Annotated in this window: 14 protein-coding genes; 6 read left to right on the forward strand and 8 right to left on the reverse strand. The window is 62.5% G+C overall.

Going from position 1 to position 14,846, the window contains the following annotated elements; translation table 11 throughout:
• The 6 genes from NLM27_RS04570 to NLM27_RS04595 all read left to right on the forward strand — a co-directional run bounded on the left by NLM27_RS04570 (position 1) and on the right by NLM27_RS04595 (position 5,882).
• Entirely contained in the window at positions 1 to 921 is a 921-nt protein-coding gene (locus NLM27_RS04570) for an ABC transporter permease subunit (RefSeq protein ID WP_254142210.1), read from the forward strand.
• Between the two features lie 9 nt (positions 922 to 930).
• Positions 931 to 1,692, forward strand: coding sequence for a glycerophosphodiester phosphodiesterase family protein (locus NLM27_RS04575; protein WP_254142211.1), 762 nt, complete (start codon positions 931 to 933; stop codon positions 1,690 to 1,692).
• Positions 1,689 to 3,215 (forward strand): alkaline phosphatase, encoded by a 1,527-nt coding sequence (locus tag NLM27_RS04580; RefSeq protein ID WP_254142212.1) that lies wholly within the window; start codon positions 1,689 to 1,691, stop codon positions 3,213 to 3,215. The genes NLM27_RS04575 and NLM27_RS04580 overlap by 4 nt, the downstream gene beginning before the upstream one ends.
• A gap of 97 nt (positions 3,216 to 3,312) precedes the next feature.
• Entirely contained in the window at positions 3,313 to 4,260 is a 948-nt protein-coding gene (locus NLM27_RS04585) for a sugar-binding transcriptional regulator (RefSeq protein ID WP_254142213.1), read from the forward strand.
• A 128-nt stretch (positions 4,261 to 4,388) separates the two neighbouring features.
• Complete coding sequence (locus NLM27_RS04590) at positions 4,389 to 5,432, forward strand: zinc-binding dehydrogenase (protein WP_254142214.1); 1,044 nt, start codon at positions 4,389 to 4,391, stop codon at positions 5,430 to 5,432.
• Between the two features lie 60 nt (positions 5,433 to 5,492).
• Complete coding sequence (locus tag NLM27_RS04595) at positions 5,493 to 5,882, forward strand: NUDIX hydrolase (protein ID WP_254148752.1); 390 nt, start codon at positions 5,493 to 5,495, stop codon at positions 5,880 to 5,882.
• Between the two features lie 124 nt (positions 5,883 to 6,006).
• Here the strand turns inward: NLM27_RS04595 and NLM27_RS04600 are convergent, their stop codons facing one another.
• The 8 genes from NLM27_RS04600 to zigA all read right to left on the reverse strand — a co-directional run bounded on the left by NLM27_RS04600 (position 6,007) and on the right by zigA (position 14,839).
• Entirely contained in the window at positions 6,007 to 7,644 is a 1,638-nt protein-coding gene (locus NLM27_RS04600) for an inositol monophosphatase family protein (RefSeq protein WP_254142215.1), read from the reverse strand.
• A gap of 68 nt (positions 7,645 to 7,712) precedes the next feature.
• The gene (locus NLM27_RS04605) at positions 7,713 to 9,017 is read right to left on the reverse strand and encodes an ABC transporter substrate-binding protein (RefSeq protein ID WP_254142216.1); all 1,305 of its coding nucleotides are present in this window, start codon (positions 9,015 to 9,017) and stop codon (positions 7,713 to 7,715) included.
• Between the two features lie 29 nt (positions 9,018 to 9,046).
• A complete protein-coding gene (locus NLM27_RS04610) occupies positions 9,047 to 9,922 on the reverse strand; it encodes a carbohydrate ABC transporter permease (RefSeq protein WP_375142229.1) in 876 nt (291 codons plus the stop codon).
• On the reverse strand, positions 9,922 to 10,851 hold the full coding sequence (locus NLM27_RS04615; protein ID WP_254142217.1) for a carbohydrate ABC transporter permease: 930 nt from the start codon (positions 10,849 to 10,851) through the stop codon (positions 9,922 to 9,924). The genes NLM27_RS04610 and NLM27_RS04615 overlap by 1 nt, the downstream gene beginning before the upstream one ends.
• Positions 10,848 to 12,017: an ABC transporter ATP-binding protein gene (locus NLM27_RS04620; RefSeq protein WP_254142218.1), complete on the reverse strand. Its 1,170-nt coding sequence runs from the start codon at positions 12,015 to 12,017 to the stop codon at positions 10,848 to 10,850. The genes NLM27_RS04615 and NLM27_RS04620 overlap by 4 nt, the downstream gene beginning before the upstream one ends.
• 6 nt (positions 12,018 to 12,023) lie before the next feature.
• Positions 12,024 to 12,848, reverse strand: a complete 825-nt coding sequence (locus NLM27_RS04625; RefSeq protein ID WP_309144791.1) for a metallophosphoesterase family protein — start codon at positions 12,846 to 12,848, stop codon at positions 12,024 to 12,026.
• 588 nt (positions 12,849 to 13,436) lie between these two features.
• Positions 13,437 to 13,622: a hypothetical protein gene (locus NLM27_RS04630; protein ID WP_254142220.1), complete on the reverse strand. Its 186-nt coding sequence runs from the start codon at positions 13,620 to 13,622 to the stop codon at positions 13,437 to 13,439.
• Positions 13,623 to 13,633: 11 nt separating this feature from the next.
• On the reverse strand, positions 13,634 to 14,839 hold the full coding sequence (gene zigA / locus NLM27_RS04635; protein WP_254142221.1) for a zinc metallochaperone GTPase ZigA: 1,206 nt from the start codon (positions 14,837 to 14,839) through the stop codon (positions 13,634 to 13,636).
• Between the last annotated feature and the right edge of the window lie 7 nt (positions 14,840 to 14,846).

The raw sequence follows: 14,846 nt of genomic DNA on the forward strand, positions 1-14,846 counted from the left end.
ATGGTAGAGCGCTCACCAATCCTCAGCATGGTCTGTCACGCGATCCTGATCGCCGGCGCGCTGACGGTCTGCGTGCCCCTGTATTTCGCGTTCGTGGCGGGATCGCTTACGGTGGCCGAGGTGCAGAAGGTGCCTTTGCCATGGCTCCCGGGAGGCCAGTTCTTCGACAATCTGCAGCTGGCCTGGAGCAAGGGCAATTTCAGCCGCACCTTCACCAATTCGATCGTCGTGGCGCTCGGCATCACCGCTGGCAAGATTGCGGTATCGCTGCTCTCGGCCTTCGCCATCACCTACTTTCGATTCCGCTACCGAATGCTCGCATTCTGGCTCATCTTCGTCTCGCTGATGCTGCCAATCGAAGTTCGTATCGTGCCGACCTTCGAAGCCGTGGCCAATGCAGCGCTGCCGCTGCAATGGCTCGCCGACACCCTGCATTTGGCGGATCTGTGGGGCTGGATCAGCGGCCACCACATCGCGATCACGCTCGAATGGAACATGGTCAACACTTATCCGGGGCTGATCCTGCCGCTGATCGCCTCAGCCACTGCCACGTTCCTTTTCCGCCAGTTCTTCCTCACGGTGCCGGACGAACTGTGCGAGGCAGCGAGGCTGGACGGCGCCTCGCCGCTGCATTTCTTCTGGAGCATCCTGCTGCCGCTGTCCGTTCCGAACATGGTGGCGCTCGCCATCATCCTGTTCCTGTTCGGCTGGAATCAGTATCTCTGGCCATTGCTGTTCACGACCGACAAGGACATGGCGACGGCCGTCATTGCACTGAAGGGCCTGATCCCACGCTCCGACAGCGAGCCGGCCTGGAACATCGCGATGAGCGGCGCGCTCCTAACGATGTTGCCGCCGGCGCTGGTCGTGCTGCTGTTGCAGCGCTGGTTCATCAAGGGTCTTATCGACAGCAGCAAATAGGGACTGATCATGGTTTTCATCGCCGGACACCGCGGCGGGCGCGATCTTTGGCCGGAGAACAGCCTCACCGGCTTCCGCAACCTGTACAAGGAAAGTGTTGATGCGGTCGAGTTCGACGTCCATCAGAGTGCGGATGGCGGGCTAGTCGTGATCCACGATCCGCTGCTCGACCGCACAACATTCGACAGCGGACCGGTTGGCGAACTGAGCCTGAGACGGTTGACGGCAACGCGTCTTCGCGATGCCGGTGACGAATGCATTCCGACCCTCGGCGAGGTGCTCGATGTGTTCAGCGAAACGACGCTAGAGCTCCACATCGAGATCAAGACGGATGCGGTCGGTAATCCCTATTCGGGCCTCGAGGCGCGGCTGGTCGACGAGATCAAGCGCCGGGGCTTGGAACGGCGTGCCGTCATTACCTGCTTCGTGCCGGCTGTGATCGAGACCGTGCGCCGGCTGCGGCCGGAGGCGCGGGTGCTTGCTTCGCTCGACCGACGTTCGGCGGAGATGATGGGCGGAATTGCGTCCGCGCTGGCGCAATTTGCCGCGATTCCGGGCTGTATTGTCGCGGTCGAAAAATCGCTTCTGGGACTCACATTGCCGTTGGCCCTCAAAGTGCTGGGATCCGAGCGTCTCGGTGCATGGGTAACCAACGAGCCGGAGGATATCGCCTACTGGCTTGCCCAGCCGGTGCGGCAGATCACGACCGATCGGCCCGATCTTGCCGTGAGCATTCGCCGCAAGTTCGAAGCCGTGCCGACGCTTCCATGATTCCCCGCCGCCGCTTTCTCGTGGGATCGCTGGCGAGTGCGGCCCTGGCTGCGCCCGCCGGGTTCGTGCGGGGAGTGCCGATCTCCTTCGGCACGGATCCTTTCACGCTCGGTGTTGCGTCCGGATGCCCGCGACAGGACAGCGTCATCCTGTGGACGCGTCTTGCACCGCAACCTCTCGACGGCGGTGGCATGCAGGCACCAGTGGATGTCGAATGGCAGGTCGCTGAGGACGAGAGCTTCTCGCGTATCGCCTGCCGCGGCGTGGTGCGGGCGACGGCAGAGCTTGGACATTCCGTGCATGCCGAGGCGACTGGACTGCGGCCGGATCGCGTCTACTGGTACCGCTTCCGCGCGGGTCCGGCGCTCAGCCGGGTCGGACGCACCCGAACCGCGCCGGCCGAGTCGGGGCGGCCTTTCCGCTTTGCCTTCGCCTCCTGCCAGCAATACGAGCAGGGCTATTTCACCGCCTACCGCGACATGGCCGCGCGCGATCTCGACCTGGTCGTGCATCTCGGTGACTACATCTATGAGAAATCCTGGGGATCGCGCCATGTCCGCCAGCACGGCGTCGGAATCCCGACGACGCTCGAGGAGTTCCGCAACCGCTACGCGCTGTACAAGAGCGATTCCGACCTGCAGGCGGCGCATGCCGCCTTCCCCTGGCTTTCAGTCTGGGATGACCATGAGGTGATGGACGACTATGCCAATGATCGCTCCTACACCGTGCGCGATCCCGTCCAGTTCCTGAAGATCCGTGCGGCGGCCTATCAGGCCTATTACGAGCACATGCCACTGCCGCCCTCGGCGCGTACACGGGGCGCGGATGTCACGATCTACGAGCACTATCGCTTCGGCGACATGCTCGACGTGCTGCTGCTCGACGACCGGCAATATCGTTCGGCATCGGCCTGTGTCGGAAACGGCCGCCCGACCTGGGCGACTGACTGTGCAGGCCGGTTGGACGAAGCCCGGACGATGCTGGGCCAGCGACAGGAGCAATGGCTCGATGCGCGCCTGCGCGACTGTCGCGGCCGCTGGACGATCGTCGCCCAGCAGACATTGATGGCGCAGGACAAGCGGGAAGGGGACGATGGCGCGCGGTTCTGGATGGACGGCTGGGATGGCTATCCCAACGCCCGGCGTCGTCTCCTTGATTCGCTCCTCGCGCATCGCCGGCGCAATCCGATCGTGATCGGCGGCGACCGCCACGCCTTCTTTACCGCCGATCTGAAGCATGATTTTGCCCGGCCTGACGGCCCGACCATTGCGACCGAGTTCGTCGGCACCTCCATCACCTCGGACGGGCCGAGCGAGAGCAGCGTACGCAAGGCACTGGCGGAGAATCCGCATCTTATCTTTGCGCGCGGCGACAAGCGCGGCTATGCGACCGTCGAGCTCGATGCCCGGCATGGCACCGTGGGCTTCGAGGTGCTCGACGACGTCAAGGATGCCAGGAGCGCCGTACGCCGGCTGACGACATTTGTGGTCGAGGACGGCGCGCCGGGCGCGAAGGCCGCATGACGGGCGAATTCATGGCCTCACATTTGACGACCAACGAAAGATCGCCTCAAATAACCCGACGTCTGACGAGGCTTTTGGCTGCAGTGGGGGCTGCTCCGTGACTGATCAAACCATTCTGCGGGTCGCCTGGCTCTATTACATGGAGAACCTGACCCAGGCCGAGATTGGCGAGCGGCTGGGGCTGACCCGCGCCCGGGTCAACCGCATGCTCTCGGAGGCGCGACAAACCGGAATAGTCAACATCCGCCTGAATTCCGCCTTTGCGAGCTGCGCGGAGCTGGAGCACCGGTTGCGTCGGGAATGCGGGCTCGAAGATGCGGTCGTCATACCGAGTCCGGGGAATCCCGAGCAGGTTGCAAGCCTGGTCGGGATGGCAGCGGGTGCGTATTTGTCCAAACTCCTCGAACAGAAGCGCCCGCGCATCATCGGTATCGGGTGGGGCGCGACCCTGCGCGAGACCATCCGCTATGTCACGCCGGCCGACTATCCCGATCTCTCCATCGTCTCCATGATGGGCGGCCTGTCGCGCGGCCTCGAGCTCAACACCTTCGAAATTGCGGGCGAGCTCGCGCACCGGCTCCACGCCCAATGCAGCTATATGGCAGCCCCGATTTTTGCCAGCAGTCCGCGCTCGCGCGACACCTTCCTCGCCCAGGAGGTCTATCAGGAGGTGCTGAAGAGCGTCGAGCAGATCGATCTGGCGCTGTTGAGCATGGGAGATCTGACGCCGCGCTCGCTGCTGATGCGGCATGGGCTGCCGCCGGACGTACGTGCCGAGCATCTGCGGGCCGCAGGTGCCGTCGGCGACGTACTCGCGCAGTTTCTCGATAAGTCCGGCCGGCCGATCGACCACGGCATCAACAGCCGCGCCATCGCGCTGCCGCTCGAGAAGCTGGCGCGCGTGCCAACCTCGATGCTGATCGCCGGCGGCCTCAACAAGGCACCGATCATCGCCGCGGTGCTGCGCGGCCGGATCGGCAAGGTGCTGGTGACGGACGAGGACGCCGCCGCCGCCGCGCTCAAGCTGATCGACAAGCAGAAATAGCCGCGCTTTTCCGCGAGCAGGCATCAGATCCGTCTTCGGCACCGATGCTGGCGTGACCGCCCCGCGCGGCTGCAGGCCACAAAAGCATTTGTCACAGTGCAATTACATATGTAATATCGTGAGGACAATTGTTCAAGCAGGATGATTTCGACATGCGCGCTGCGGTGCTCCAGGACATTCGCGATATCCGCGTCCTCGATATCCCCGAGCCGAAGCCGGTGGCGGACGATGAGCTCATCATCCGCGTCAAAGCGGTCGGCGTCTGCGGCAGCGATCTGCATTCCTATCTCGAGGGCGGAACAACCGGCCCGACGAGCGTCAGACCGTTCGTGCTGGGCCATGAATTCTCGGGTGTCCTCACGCCGGACTCGGCGCGGAAAGCGGGACTTTCGGCCGACGCGCTGGTGGCCGTCGACCCTTCCATTCCATGCGGCCATTGCGAATGGTGTCACCGCGGCCACACCAATCTCTGTCCCAATGTGAAGTTCCTCGGCTACGCACCACACAACGGCGCGATGGCCGAATTTGTCTGCGTGCCCAGATCCGCGGTGCATCTGGTGCCTGACAGCATCGACCCGGCCGGCGCTGCGATCCTGGAAACACTCGGCGTCGCCATCCATGCCATGGACCTGGCGCGTCCACGGCTTCTGGAATCCGTGGCGGTGCTGGGCTGCGGGCCAGTGGGGCTGTTGTTGGTGCAACTCGCCCGGCTCGCCGGTGCCGGAAAGATCATCGCGATCGACCCGGTCGATCAGCGTACCGCGCTGGCGTGCGACCTCGGCGCGGATGTGGCGTGCCGTAGCTACGCCGGGGTCGGGGACGTCACCGAGGGCCGCGGCGTCGATCTGGTGATCGAGGCGACCGACTCCTCGCACGGCTTTGAGCATGCGGCGCGCTGTGCCCGTATCGGCGGCCGGGTCGTTCTCGTCGGCATTCCCGAGAACAACCAGTACATCCTGAGTGGTGCGGAGTCGCGTCGAAAGGGCCTGTCGATCAAGTTCTCACGTCGCATGCCTGAGGTCTATCCGCGGGCCATCGCGCTCGCGCAGGGAGGGCGCGTCAAGCTCACGCCGCTGGCCACGCATCGCTTTTCGCTCGACCAGACGCCCGCGGCGTTCGAGCAACAGGTCGAGCGACGAGATGGAATCATCAAGGCGATCATTTGCCCGTAGATTGAGGGCTGTTTCGCCATGAGTTTGGTACGATGAATGTAGGCTAGTAGCAGGCTGATGATGGCGAAATCGTCGAAACTGGTGGTCGCAAGAAAAGGCCGCGTCCTCATGGTGAGACGCAGGCGCGACGGGCTCTGGATGTTCCCGGGGGGCCGTCGGCGAGCTGGCGAGAGCGACAGGAGCTGCCTTCGTCGGGAGATCAAGGAGGAGCTTCCCAAGCTGAAGCTTGGGCCGCTGAAACTCTGGAAGGAAGTGAAAGCTAGGAATCGCCAATCGGGCCGCCGGATGAGTGACGCGATTTTCCTGGCAAAGAAGGTGTCAGGTCGTCTGAAGGTGGGCGATAAGAAGGAGATCGATCGAGCGGTTTGGCGCAAGCCGCGTGGCGCCAGATTGACTGCGACCTCGCGCTACATTCGCGATAGGCTGTTTCCAAGGCGAGGGCGTCGCTAACTTGTCAGCGACCGTTCCGTGATGATGCGCGTGTACGGGCAAGCCCGAGCCGTTCGCCGATTTCTCCTTGAGTGAGTTTCTCCCGGGTAACAAGATCAGGCGAGGCGAGCATGGAGCTGCTGAATCATCTCAGCGCCTCGTGTAGGTGAGAGAGCAACTCCTCGTGGATCAATCCGTTGGAGGCGATCTTGTCGAGATCATCGTTGCGGCATGGGTTTCCTGTCAATGTCGTGACCCGTCCGCCGCCCGCCCACACCATCGGCATCGCGGCCGCATGCGAGACGACGTCGGCTTTCAGCGAAACAAATGCGTCCAAGCGGCCCGAGGCGACCATCGCGATCTCGAAGGCGCCAGAGACGACGATGCGCACCCCGCGTGCCACCCTGCCGAGCAGCTCGATCACACGCGTCGTTCGATGGATCTCGTCTTGCGAGAAATGCGACGTCAAGACCACCGAGACGACCGCGTCCGACAGCGAGCGCGTCGTGGAGACTCGTGCCGGCACGCCATCGATCGTCGCGCCTTGGCCCGCAAGATAGCGCGCGGTCAGCCCGACCTTGGGAGCATTGATGAGGCCAAGCTTGGTCTCGTCGCCGACCTCGTAGGCGACCGTCACCGAAAACCACGGTAGTCCCTGCGCGTAGTTGATCGTGCCGTCGAGCGGATCGATGATCCAGCGCCCACCGTTGGTCCCCTGGCTCGTGCCGCTCTCCTCGGCCAAAATGCCGGCATCCGGCGTCAGCTCCTTCAAACCCGCGACGACGATCGCTTCCGAGGCGAGGTCCGCCTCGGTGACGATATCGAGCCGGTCCTTGCGCTCGGTCACCAGCGGCGTGCCTTGCATCGCGACCAGCTTGGCCGCGGCCTCACCGACAACGGCCTCTGCGCCAGCCAGCAGGGTCGGAAGACTCGTGGGCCCATCCATCCCCTTGGGTCCATCAATCCCCGGATAATCCCGATCGAGCGCGATTTCGAACGGGCGGCCGTAGTCTCCGATCGGAACAAGATGGCTGCTGATGCCCATGTCGGGCCGCCAACTATGCACGGCAAATGCCGGTGGCTCCATGATGAAGCGATTGCTGCGACCCGGCCGCAGGTCAAGCGCGACCTGATGCGCCGTGCTTGGCGCCACGTAGCCGACCGTCCCGGCGTACCGGACCGTGATCGCGCGGTGATAGTGGCCGCACAGCACGCGTTCGATTTCCGGGTGATCTTCAATGATTGCCTTGAGTGCCGTAGCGTTGAAGAGACGCAATTCATCCATCCCGTCGGCTCCGACGAGGAACGGCGGATGATGAATGATAACGGCCGTCGGCTTGCCGCGTCCAGCCGCGAGCGCGTCGCGTAGCCACGTCTGCCGTGCAGCGCAGAAAGTCCCGTAGGTCTGTCCGGTCTCGACACTGTCGAGGAAGATCAGGCGCACCGGGAAATCGTCCACGACAAAATTGACGAAACCGTCGCGCGGAAGATAGCGGTGGCGAGGGCGGAGGGACTGTAAGAGCTGTTCGCGCCGGTCGTGGTTCCCTGGAATGACGAACACTGGCATCGGGAGCCTGGCGAGGCCAGCGTCGACAATCCTGTATTCCTCGTCGAGCCCACAATCGGTCAGGTCGCCGCTTACGACGACGCAATCGGGCCGCGGATCGAGGCTCAGCACGGCATCGATCGCGTCGTGAAACATCGCATTGGTATCGACGTCACCGTAAGCGGTCCTGCCGCGCGGTCGGACGTGGAAGTCGCTCAACTGGGCAACGATGAACACTGGATTCTCATCTCGAGGAGAAGAGCCGCGGCCGGCGCTTAGACACCTGCCAGCCGATCGCGTATGGCTCACGAACTCTTCATCAGGGCATTGCTTTCCTTGACGATACGCTCGAGCCCGGCGTCGGCGGTCGTCTCGCCGCGCATGACCGCGTTGATGATCTCGCGCTGGGTACGCCAGATCTTCACGGACTGGCGGCCCGGATAGCCCTGCCATGGCCTCGCGCGCTCGAGCTGCTGCGATACGGTGCGGAAGTTCGGGTTCTTGTCATAGAACGGGGCCAGGAATTCGGGGCCGGAAGCGCGCAAGTTGGTCGGCATGTAGCCGGTCGTCTCGACCACGATTTTCTGCGCTTCCGGGCCACTCACGAACTTGAGGAACTCCCAGGCCGCGCGCTGCTTTGCTGGATCTTTCGCCGTGATGATCGCCGCGTTGCCGCCGGTCGGCAGCCCGCCCTTCTGTTTGTCGTCGATCGGGAACGTGCAGGTGCGCAAGGTGAACTTGTCGCCGATCAGGTCCGTGACTTGGCGCAACCGCGCCGGCGTGTCGGCGAAAATGCCGATCTTGCCGGCGATGAACTGCTGGCGCGAAGCGTCCCAATCGATCAGTGGCATCTTGGCGTCGGCGACGAACCGCCGACAGTGGAGCAGAGCCTTTCGCCCGGCCTCATTTCCAAAACCGGCGGCTGTTTCCGAGGCGTCGAGCATCTGCCCGCCGCCTTGCAGGATCAGGGAGCGGAACAGCCAGTCGTCCGGCCAATCATGGATGTTGTAGGCTATGCCGGCGACGTCGGAGCCCTTGTTCTTGATGTTGACGGCGAGCGCGATCATGTCAGTCCAGTTGTCGGGCATCTTGTTCGGATCGCTGCCCGCATCCTTCACGAGTTGCTCGTTGAAATAGATGACCGGCAGCGATGCGTTGAATGCGAGACCGTAGATCTTGCCGTCGACCGCACCGAGCGCCAGGATGCCGTCGGAATAATTGGCCTTGCGCCAGGCGGCGTCCTCTTTCTGGAGCAATGGCGCGACCTCGGTGATCTGGTTGCGCTTCACAAGCGTGCGCACGAGCTCGGCGAGCAGGTGATAGCCGGAGTAGTAGACGTCGGGGAGCTGGTTGGTGACGGCTTGCCGCAGCATGGTCTGGTGGCCCTCGTCATAGCTGGCCGCCGGTGCGCGGAATTGGATCTTGATGCTCGATTGTTGCTTCATGAATTCCTGAGCAATTGGCTCATGGAATTTCGCGAAGGCCGGGAAGGCGTAAAGTACGTCCAGCGTGACATCTTGCGCGTTTGCCGATCTCGCCAGGAACGGACTTGAGAGCGCGGCCGTGCCGGCGGCCGCGGCGTTCTTCAGTAGATCTCGGCGATTCAGCATGATGGCGTCTCCCTCGGCATGGTTGAAGGTCACTTAATTCCGGTCATCGTGATGCCTGCAATGAAGCGCCGTCGCGCGATCAGGAAGGCGATGACGAGCGGCGCCGTGATGATGGTCGCGCCGGCGGCGAGCGCGCCGTAGTTGGAGCCTGACTCGGAATCAGCGAAGTACATCATGCCGAGCGGCGGCGTTGCGAGCTTGGTGTCCGAGACGACGATCAGCGGCCAGTACAGGTCGTTCCAGTGTGCCACGACCGAAAAGATGGAAAACGCTGCGATGGCCGGCCAGGCGCTTGGCACGACGATGCGCCATACGATCTCGAATTCGCCGACACCGTCGAGCCGTGCCGCCTGGATGATCTCGTCCGGATAGGACTTGAAGAATTGGCGGAACAGGAAGATTGCGAAGACCGACAGGAAGAACGGCATCATCATCGAGAGGTAAGTATTGAGGATGCCGAGTTCGGCGAACGCGATGTAGAGTGGCAGCGAGGGCGCCTGGACCGGAATGCACAGCCCGAGCAGGACCAGGGAAAACAGGACCGGCCGCCCGGGGAACTTCAGTTTGGCAAGCGCATAGGCGCACGGGATCGCGACCAGCAGCTGCACGACGAGAATTCCGCCGCAAACGATGAGGCCGTTGAGCAGAAAACGCAGCAGCGGCGCGGTGCTCAGAGCGGCTTCGAAGTTCTGCAATCCGTAGAACTGGCGTGGCCAGAGCCGAAATGTCGCCTCGAAGATCTCGCCTGGCGGCTTGATCGCGCTTGTCAGCATGAATACGAACGGTAGCAGCATGAAGACCGCGCCCCCGATCAAGACCGCATGGACGAGTGCAAGCGACACGAGGCGCCGCAACCGGATCGCGACCGGAGCAGGAGGGCGTGCGATCGTGGCCGATGTGCTCATCAGTAGTGCACCCGCCGGTCGAGGATGAAGGTCTGCAGCACCGAGAACACGAGCGTGAATGCCAGGAAGACCAGCGTGAGGGTCGCCGCATAGCTCATGTGGAAGTATTGAAATCCCTCCAGATAGATCGCGTACAGCAGAACTTCGGATGCGCCGCCGGGGCCGCCACGTGTCATCACCGCAACCGTGTCGAAGATTTTGAACGCCGTGATGAAGGTCGTCACGGTCACGAACATTGTCGTCGGACCAAGCATTGGCCACGTGACTTTCAAGAAGCGGTCAATGGGGTGGCTCGCGCCATCGATATCGACGGCTTCGTAGAGGTCGCGAGGGATCGCTGAGAGGCCGGCGAGGAACAGGACCATATTGAAGCCGACGAGCTGCCAAATGCCGATCGCGGCGAGCGTCGGGATGACGAGGCGCGGCTCGCTCAGGAACGCGGTCTCGGCGAAACCCAGCCCTTTCAGCGTCTGGTTGATCAGCCCGAGGGTTGGATGCAGCAGGAATTGCCACATCGTCGCCATCGCGATGAGCGTCGAGGTCACGGGAAGGAAATAGATCACCTCATAGAGGCTGCGCGTACGGGTGCGCTGATGGATCAGGATCGCAACCAGAAGCGAGATCAGGACGCCGCCGGGGACGACGATCGCCACGTAGAGCAGCGTGTTGACCACCGAGCGCCGGATCACGGGATCTTGCAGCGCCGCGCTGAAGTTCTTGAAGCCGACGAACGAAAAATCGAGTGCGCCCAGCTCGTAATTGGTGAAGCTCAGGAACGCGAGCGCCGCAAGCGGCGCCAGGTTCGTCAAAACCAGCAGGATGAACGCCGGTGCTGCAAAGCCCAGGCCTGCGAGCCGTTCGATCCATTGCTGACGGCGGGCGGGCGCCGCGTCGTCGAGCGGAGTGGCTTGGGCCGCGACCGCGCTCATCGGAGGTCGCCCACGCGGCGCAGGTCGCGGCTACCGGCCGCGTCGCGGCTTTCCACTTCGATGCGACGTCCCTTGCCGTCGAACAGGTGGCAATCGCGTGGTTCGAAGGCGAGCGTGACCTCGCCCTCGGGAATCGGCGTGTCATTGCCGACCCGGCAGAGCACCGCAACGGCCGGAGAGGCCGCGAGGTCGAAATGGAGGATGCTCTCCGAGCCGAGATTTTCGCGACGCCGGAACCTGCACGTGATGGCGCACGGTCCGCTTCCGATCCGCATCGCTTCCGGACGCACGCCAACCATCAGTTCCGGAGTTGGCGCGTTGCGAGCGTCAATCGGCAGCGTCCGGCCAAGCAGCTCGATCTGGCCGGAGGCTCCAACACGTGCCGGGAGCAGATTGATTGCCGGACTGCCGATGAACTGTGCGACCGCGATCGAGGCGGGTCGTTCATAGACGTCGGTGGGCGTGCCGAGCTGGAGGATGTCGCCGTGGTCCATCACGGCAAGGCGATCGGACATGGTCATCGCCTCGACCTGGTCGTGTGTCACATAGATCATCGTGACGCCGAGGCGCGCGTGCAACTCGGTCAACTCGCCGCGCATGTGCACGCGCAGCTTGGCGTCGAGGTTCGATAACGGCTCATCCATCAGGAAAGCTCTGGGATGACGCACCATCGCGCGGCCGAGCGCCACCCGTTGCCTTTGCCCGCCCGAAAGCTGCCCAGGGCGGCGACCAAAGTAGTTTTCGATCCGAAGCTGCTCTGCGACGGCCCGCACGTCCCGAGCGATCTCGTCCATGACGCGTCGGCGGCGGAGCGACAGGTGTCGCGTCAGCGGCAGGCGCTCGAACAGATTGAGGCGCGTCATGGTGAGCGGCAGGGCAATGTTGTCGAATACCGACATGTGGGGATAGAGCGCGTAATTCTGGAACACCATGGCTACTCCGCGCTCGTGCGGCCGCAGATGGTCGACCGAGGCCTCGCCAATCGATATTGAGCCGCGGTCCTGCGATTCGAGGCCTGCGATGATGCGCAGGAGGGTCGACTTGCCGCATCCGGACGGACCAACGAGTGTTAGAAATTCGCCGTCCGCGATATCGAGATCGATGTTGTTAAGGACGGGCGTGTCCCCGAAGGCCTTGTGAATTCCGCGCAATGTGAGGCCGGCCATGGCAAGTCACGCCTTTGCTTCGCGCGGCGGATAGACCTCGTGCACGACATCATCGATCCAGTAGTCGGTAAGATCGGGAACGCGACGAATGCTCACGTCGATGTTCTCGCCGTTGATATCGTAGATCACTGCTCCGAGCCGTGCGGCGCCGCCCATGGGCGGTGCCAATTTCTCGCCAACCAGAAAGCCGGCCGCCGGGCCCCAAACGTAGTGCGTGCCGTTCAGTCGAATTTCGTGCCAGCGATGCAGATGTCCGCTGGCCACGATCTCCACCCGATAACGATGCACCAAGTCGAGGAGGGCGCGGCGCGGCTCCGGCTTGACCGACCAGTAACCGGTGTCGGCCTCGCCCGGTGAGTCGAGGAAGAGCGGCCGGTGCATGAACCAGGCAAGGCGGCGACCTGCAGCATCCGCCATCGTAGCTTCGAGCCATGCGGCCTGCTGCGCATCCTCCGGACCGCCGCCGAAGATCATCGAGTTGAGCCCGATCAAGCGCCAACAAGCCATATCGCGTACCCATCGGTCGTCACCGAAGTGGCGGCGAAAGCGCGCGAGCCGCTCGTCATTCACCGGCTGATACGGATTACCAACCTCGCCGACGTCGTGATTGCCCGGAACAGTTACGACCGGGACGCCGAGCGACGCCAGCTGGGTCGCGCAATATGCTGCGTCGGCTTCCTGATCGGCAGCATCGACCGTCACGTCGCCGGTATGTATGACGAGATCAGGCTTGTGCTGCGCGATCCAGCGCGCAAGCGGTGCCCAGTTCGCGTGGAAGTGCTGCTTCTTCGGGCTGAGATGTGTATCGGAAATCTGAATAACTCGGACCATGACGCCTCTGCTTGTGGGTCGCGTGTCACGCCGTGCTGGCCGCCGCAGCGGTCGCTCGCTCGAATTGGGGGCGCTGTCTCTCGCCGCGCGGAGTTGGGCGGTCATTGCAATCGTGCGATTGCATGTTTCTGGCGCTCTCCCTGGCTGGTGACGTCGCTCGAGCGGATTATTGTATTTCACTCAACTATACATATGATCAGTAGTGGTGACAAATGTAATTTCGAGATCCCGGTCACGGCGCCCCCGTACAAAACCCTCCGCCCGAACTAGACGAACCCGTCGAACGGTCTGGGGCAGTGACGCCTCGACGTAGTTGCTTCAAATTCGATTGCCGGTCGGCGGATCACGTTCGAGCCCGGCTCGATCAGGCGACGCCGAGGGACGTCATGGCGCCCGAATTCAGTCAGGCTAGGCCTCGCGCTCACGATCCCCGTACGGTGCACAAGCGTTGAACTGACAGCCAAGCTGGCTCCGCTAATTCCTGCGAGACCTACACTTCGGCAACGTGGCGATAGATGCTTGGCGCTTCCATTCTTCGTCACAACGCACAGTGAGAAATGTTCCTTCTCACGAACCAAAGGATTTTCATCATTCTCGCTCGGGCACAGAATTTCCAAGAGAATCGAATGCGCTCTGCGCGCTTTGTGTTGGGCATGGCTCTTCACCGACCATAGCATTTGGCGGGAATATGCTGTCGTATATCGCGCGAGCTTCCTGAATGAGACGAATCCGCTCAAGCTCGGATTTCGGGACAAGCCGAATGATGTCTCCCATGTGCGCTCCCGCTAGGCTGCTTCGTGCGCGCGTCGCCATATCGGAAACGGGTCTGCGAGCTTTGCCCATTCCACGACGTCCATGGCAGGTTTTCCCTGCACGAGACATGCGTCCAAGCGGGCGCGGATCGAATTTTCGTCCATGCCGGCGCCGATAAACACGATTTCCTGACGGCGATCGCCGTAAATGCTGCTCCAGTTTTGTCGAAGTTTCTTGCGCCAAAAAGGATCGTCGGGCCATCGTTCTGCCGGTACGCTGGCCCACCAGAAACCAAGGGCCTGGGTGCGAATGATCGAACCCGCCTGGTTAATTTCACCGAGCCATCGTGGCCGGGTCGCGAGCCAGAAGTGCCCCTTGGCGCGAATGACGCCAGGCCAAGGCTCCTTGATGAACTCGTCGAACTTTGCAGGATCGAACGGTCGGCGCGCGCGATAGACGAAGTTCCTCACGCCGTACTCTTCCGTTTCCGGCACGTGATCGGCAAAACCGTAGAGCTCCTTGTACCAGAGTGGATGCTGCTGAGCCTTTTCGAAGTCGAACCGGCCCGTGTCGAGAATGCGATCGAATGCGACCCGGCTGTGATTGGCTTCGATCAGGTCCGCTTCCGGATTGAGTGCCCGGATGATTTTCCGCGCTGCCCCACGCTGTTCGGGCGAGGCGTCATCAACCTTGTTCAGAACGATCACATCGGCAAATTCGATTTGCTCGACGAGGAGATCGACCAGCGTGCGCTTGTCGTTATCGAGAGCATCGCCGCGTTGCTCCAGGAAATCCGTCGACGAATAATCCTTGAGCAGGTTCACGGCGTCGACCACAGTCACCATTGTGTCGAGACGCGCCACGTCGGAAAGGCTTTCGCCGTCTTCGGAGCGAAAATCGAAGGTCGCCGCGACTGGCAGCGGCTCGGAGATACCCGTCGATTCGATCAGCAGGTAATCGAAGCGGTCCTGTTCGGCGAGTGCGCGGACCTCCTTCAAGAGATCGTCGCGCAGCGTGCAGCAGATGCAGCCGTTCGTCATCTCGACGAGCTTCTCATCGGTCCGGGACAGATTCGCACCGCCATCGCGAACCAAATCCGCATCGATGTTCACCTCGCTCATGTCGTTGACAATCACCGCCACCTTCAGGCCGTGCCGATTGTTCAGGACGTGGGTCAGCAAAGTGGTCTTTCCAGCACCGAGGAAGCCGGACAAGACGGTGACGGGGAGTTTCTGCATGGAGATC

Origin of the sequence: Bradyrhizobium sp. CCGB12, assembly GCF_024199845.1 — a bacterium.
GTDB lineage: Bacteria > Pseudomonadota > Alphaproteobacteria > Rhizobiales > Xanthobacteraceae > Bradyrhizobium.

What these genes read in the sequence shown, in the direction of transcription:
- NLM27_RS04570 (WP_254142210.1), top strand. Translation starts at nt 1, where the DNA reads ATGGTAGAGCGCTCACCAATCCTCAGCATGGTCTGTCACGCGATCCTG.
- NLM27_RS04575 (WP_254142211.1), top strand. Translation starts at nt 931, where the DNA reads ATGGTTTTCATCGCCGGACACCGCGGCGGGCGCGATCTTTGGCCGGAG.
- NLM27_RS04580 (WP_254142212.1), top strand. Translation starts at nt 1,689, where the DNA reads ATGATTCCCCGCCGCCGCTTTCTCGTGGGATCGCTGGCGAGTGCGGCC.
- NLM27_RS04595 (WP_254148752.1), top strand. Translation starts at nt 5,493, where the DNA reads ATGGCGAAATCGTCGAAACTGGTGGTCGCAAGAAAAGGCCGCGTCCTC.
- NLM27_RS04605 (WP_254142216.1), bottom strand. Translation starts at nt 9,017, where the DNA reads ATGCTGAATCGCCGAGATCTACTGAAGAACGCCGCGGCCGCCGGCACG.
- NLM27_RS04610 (WP_375142229.1), bottom strand. Translation starts at nt 9,922, where the DNA reads ATGAGCACATCGGCCACGATCGCACGCCCTCCTGCTCCGGTCGCGATC.
- NLM27_RS04615 (WP_254142217.1), bottom strand. Translation starts at nt 10,851, where the DNA reads ATGAGCGCGGTCGCGGCCCAAGCCACTCCGCTCGACGACGCGGCGCCC.
- NLM27_RS04620 (WP_254142218.1), bottom strand. Translation starts at nt 12,017, where the DNA reads ATGGCCGGCCTCACATTGCGCGGAATTCACAAGGCCTTCGGGGACACG.
- NLM27_RS04625 (WP_309144791.1), bottom strand. Translation starts at nt 12,848, where the DNA reads ATGGTCCGAGTTATTCAGATTTCCGATACACATCTCAGCCCGAAGAAG.
- NLM27_RS04630 (WP_254142220.1), bottom strand. Translation starts at nt 13,622, where the DNA reads ATGGGAGACATCATTCGGCTTGTCCCGAAATCCGAGCTTGAGCGGATT.
- zigA (WP_254142221.1), bottom strand. Translation starts at nt 14,839, where the DNA reads ATGCAGAAACTCCCCGTCACCGTCTTGTCCGGCTTCCTCGGTGCTGGA.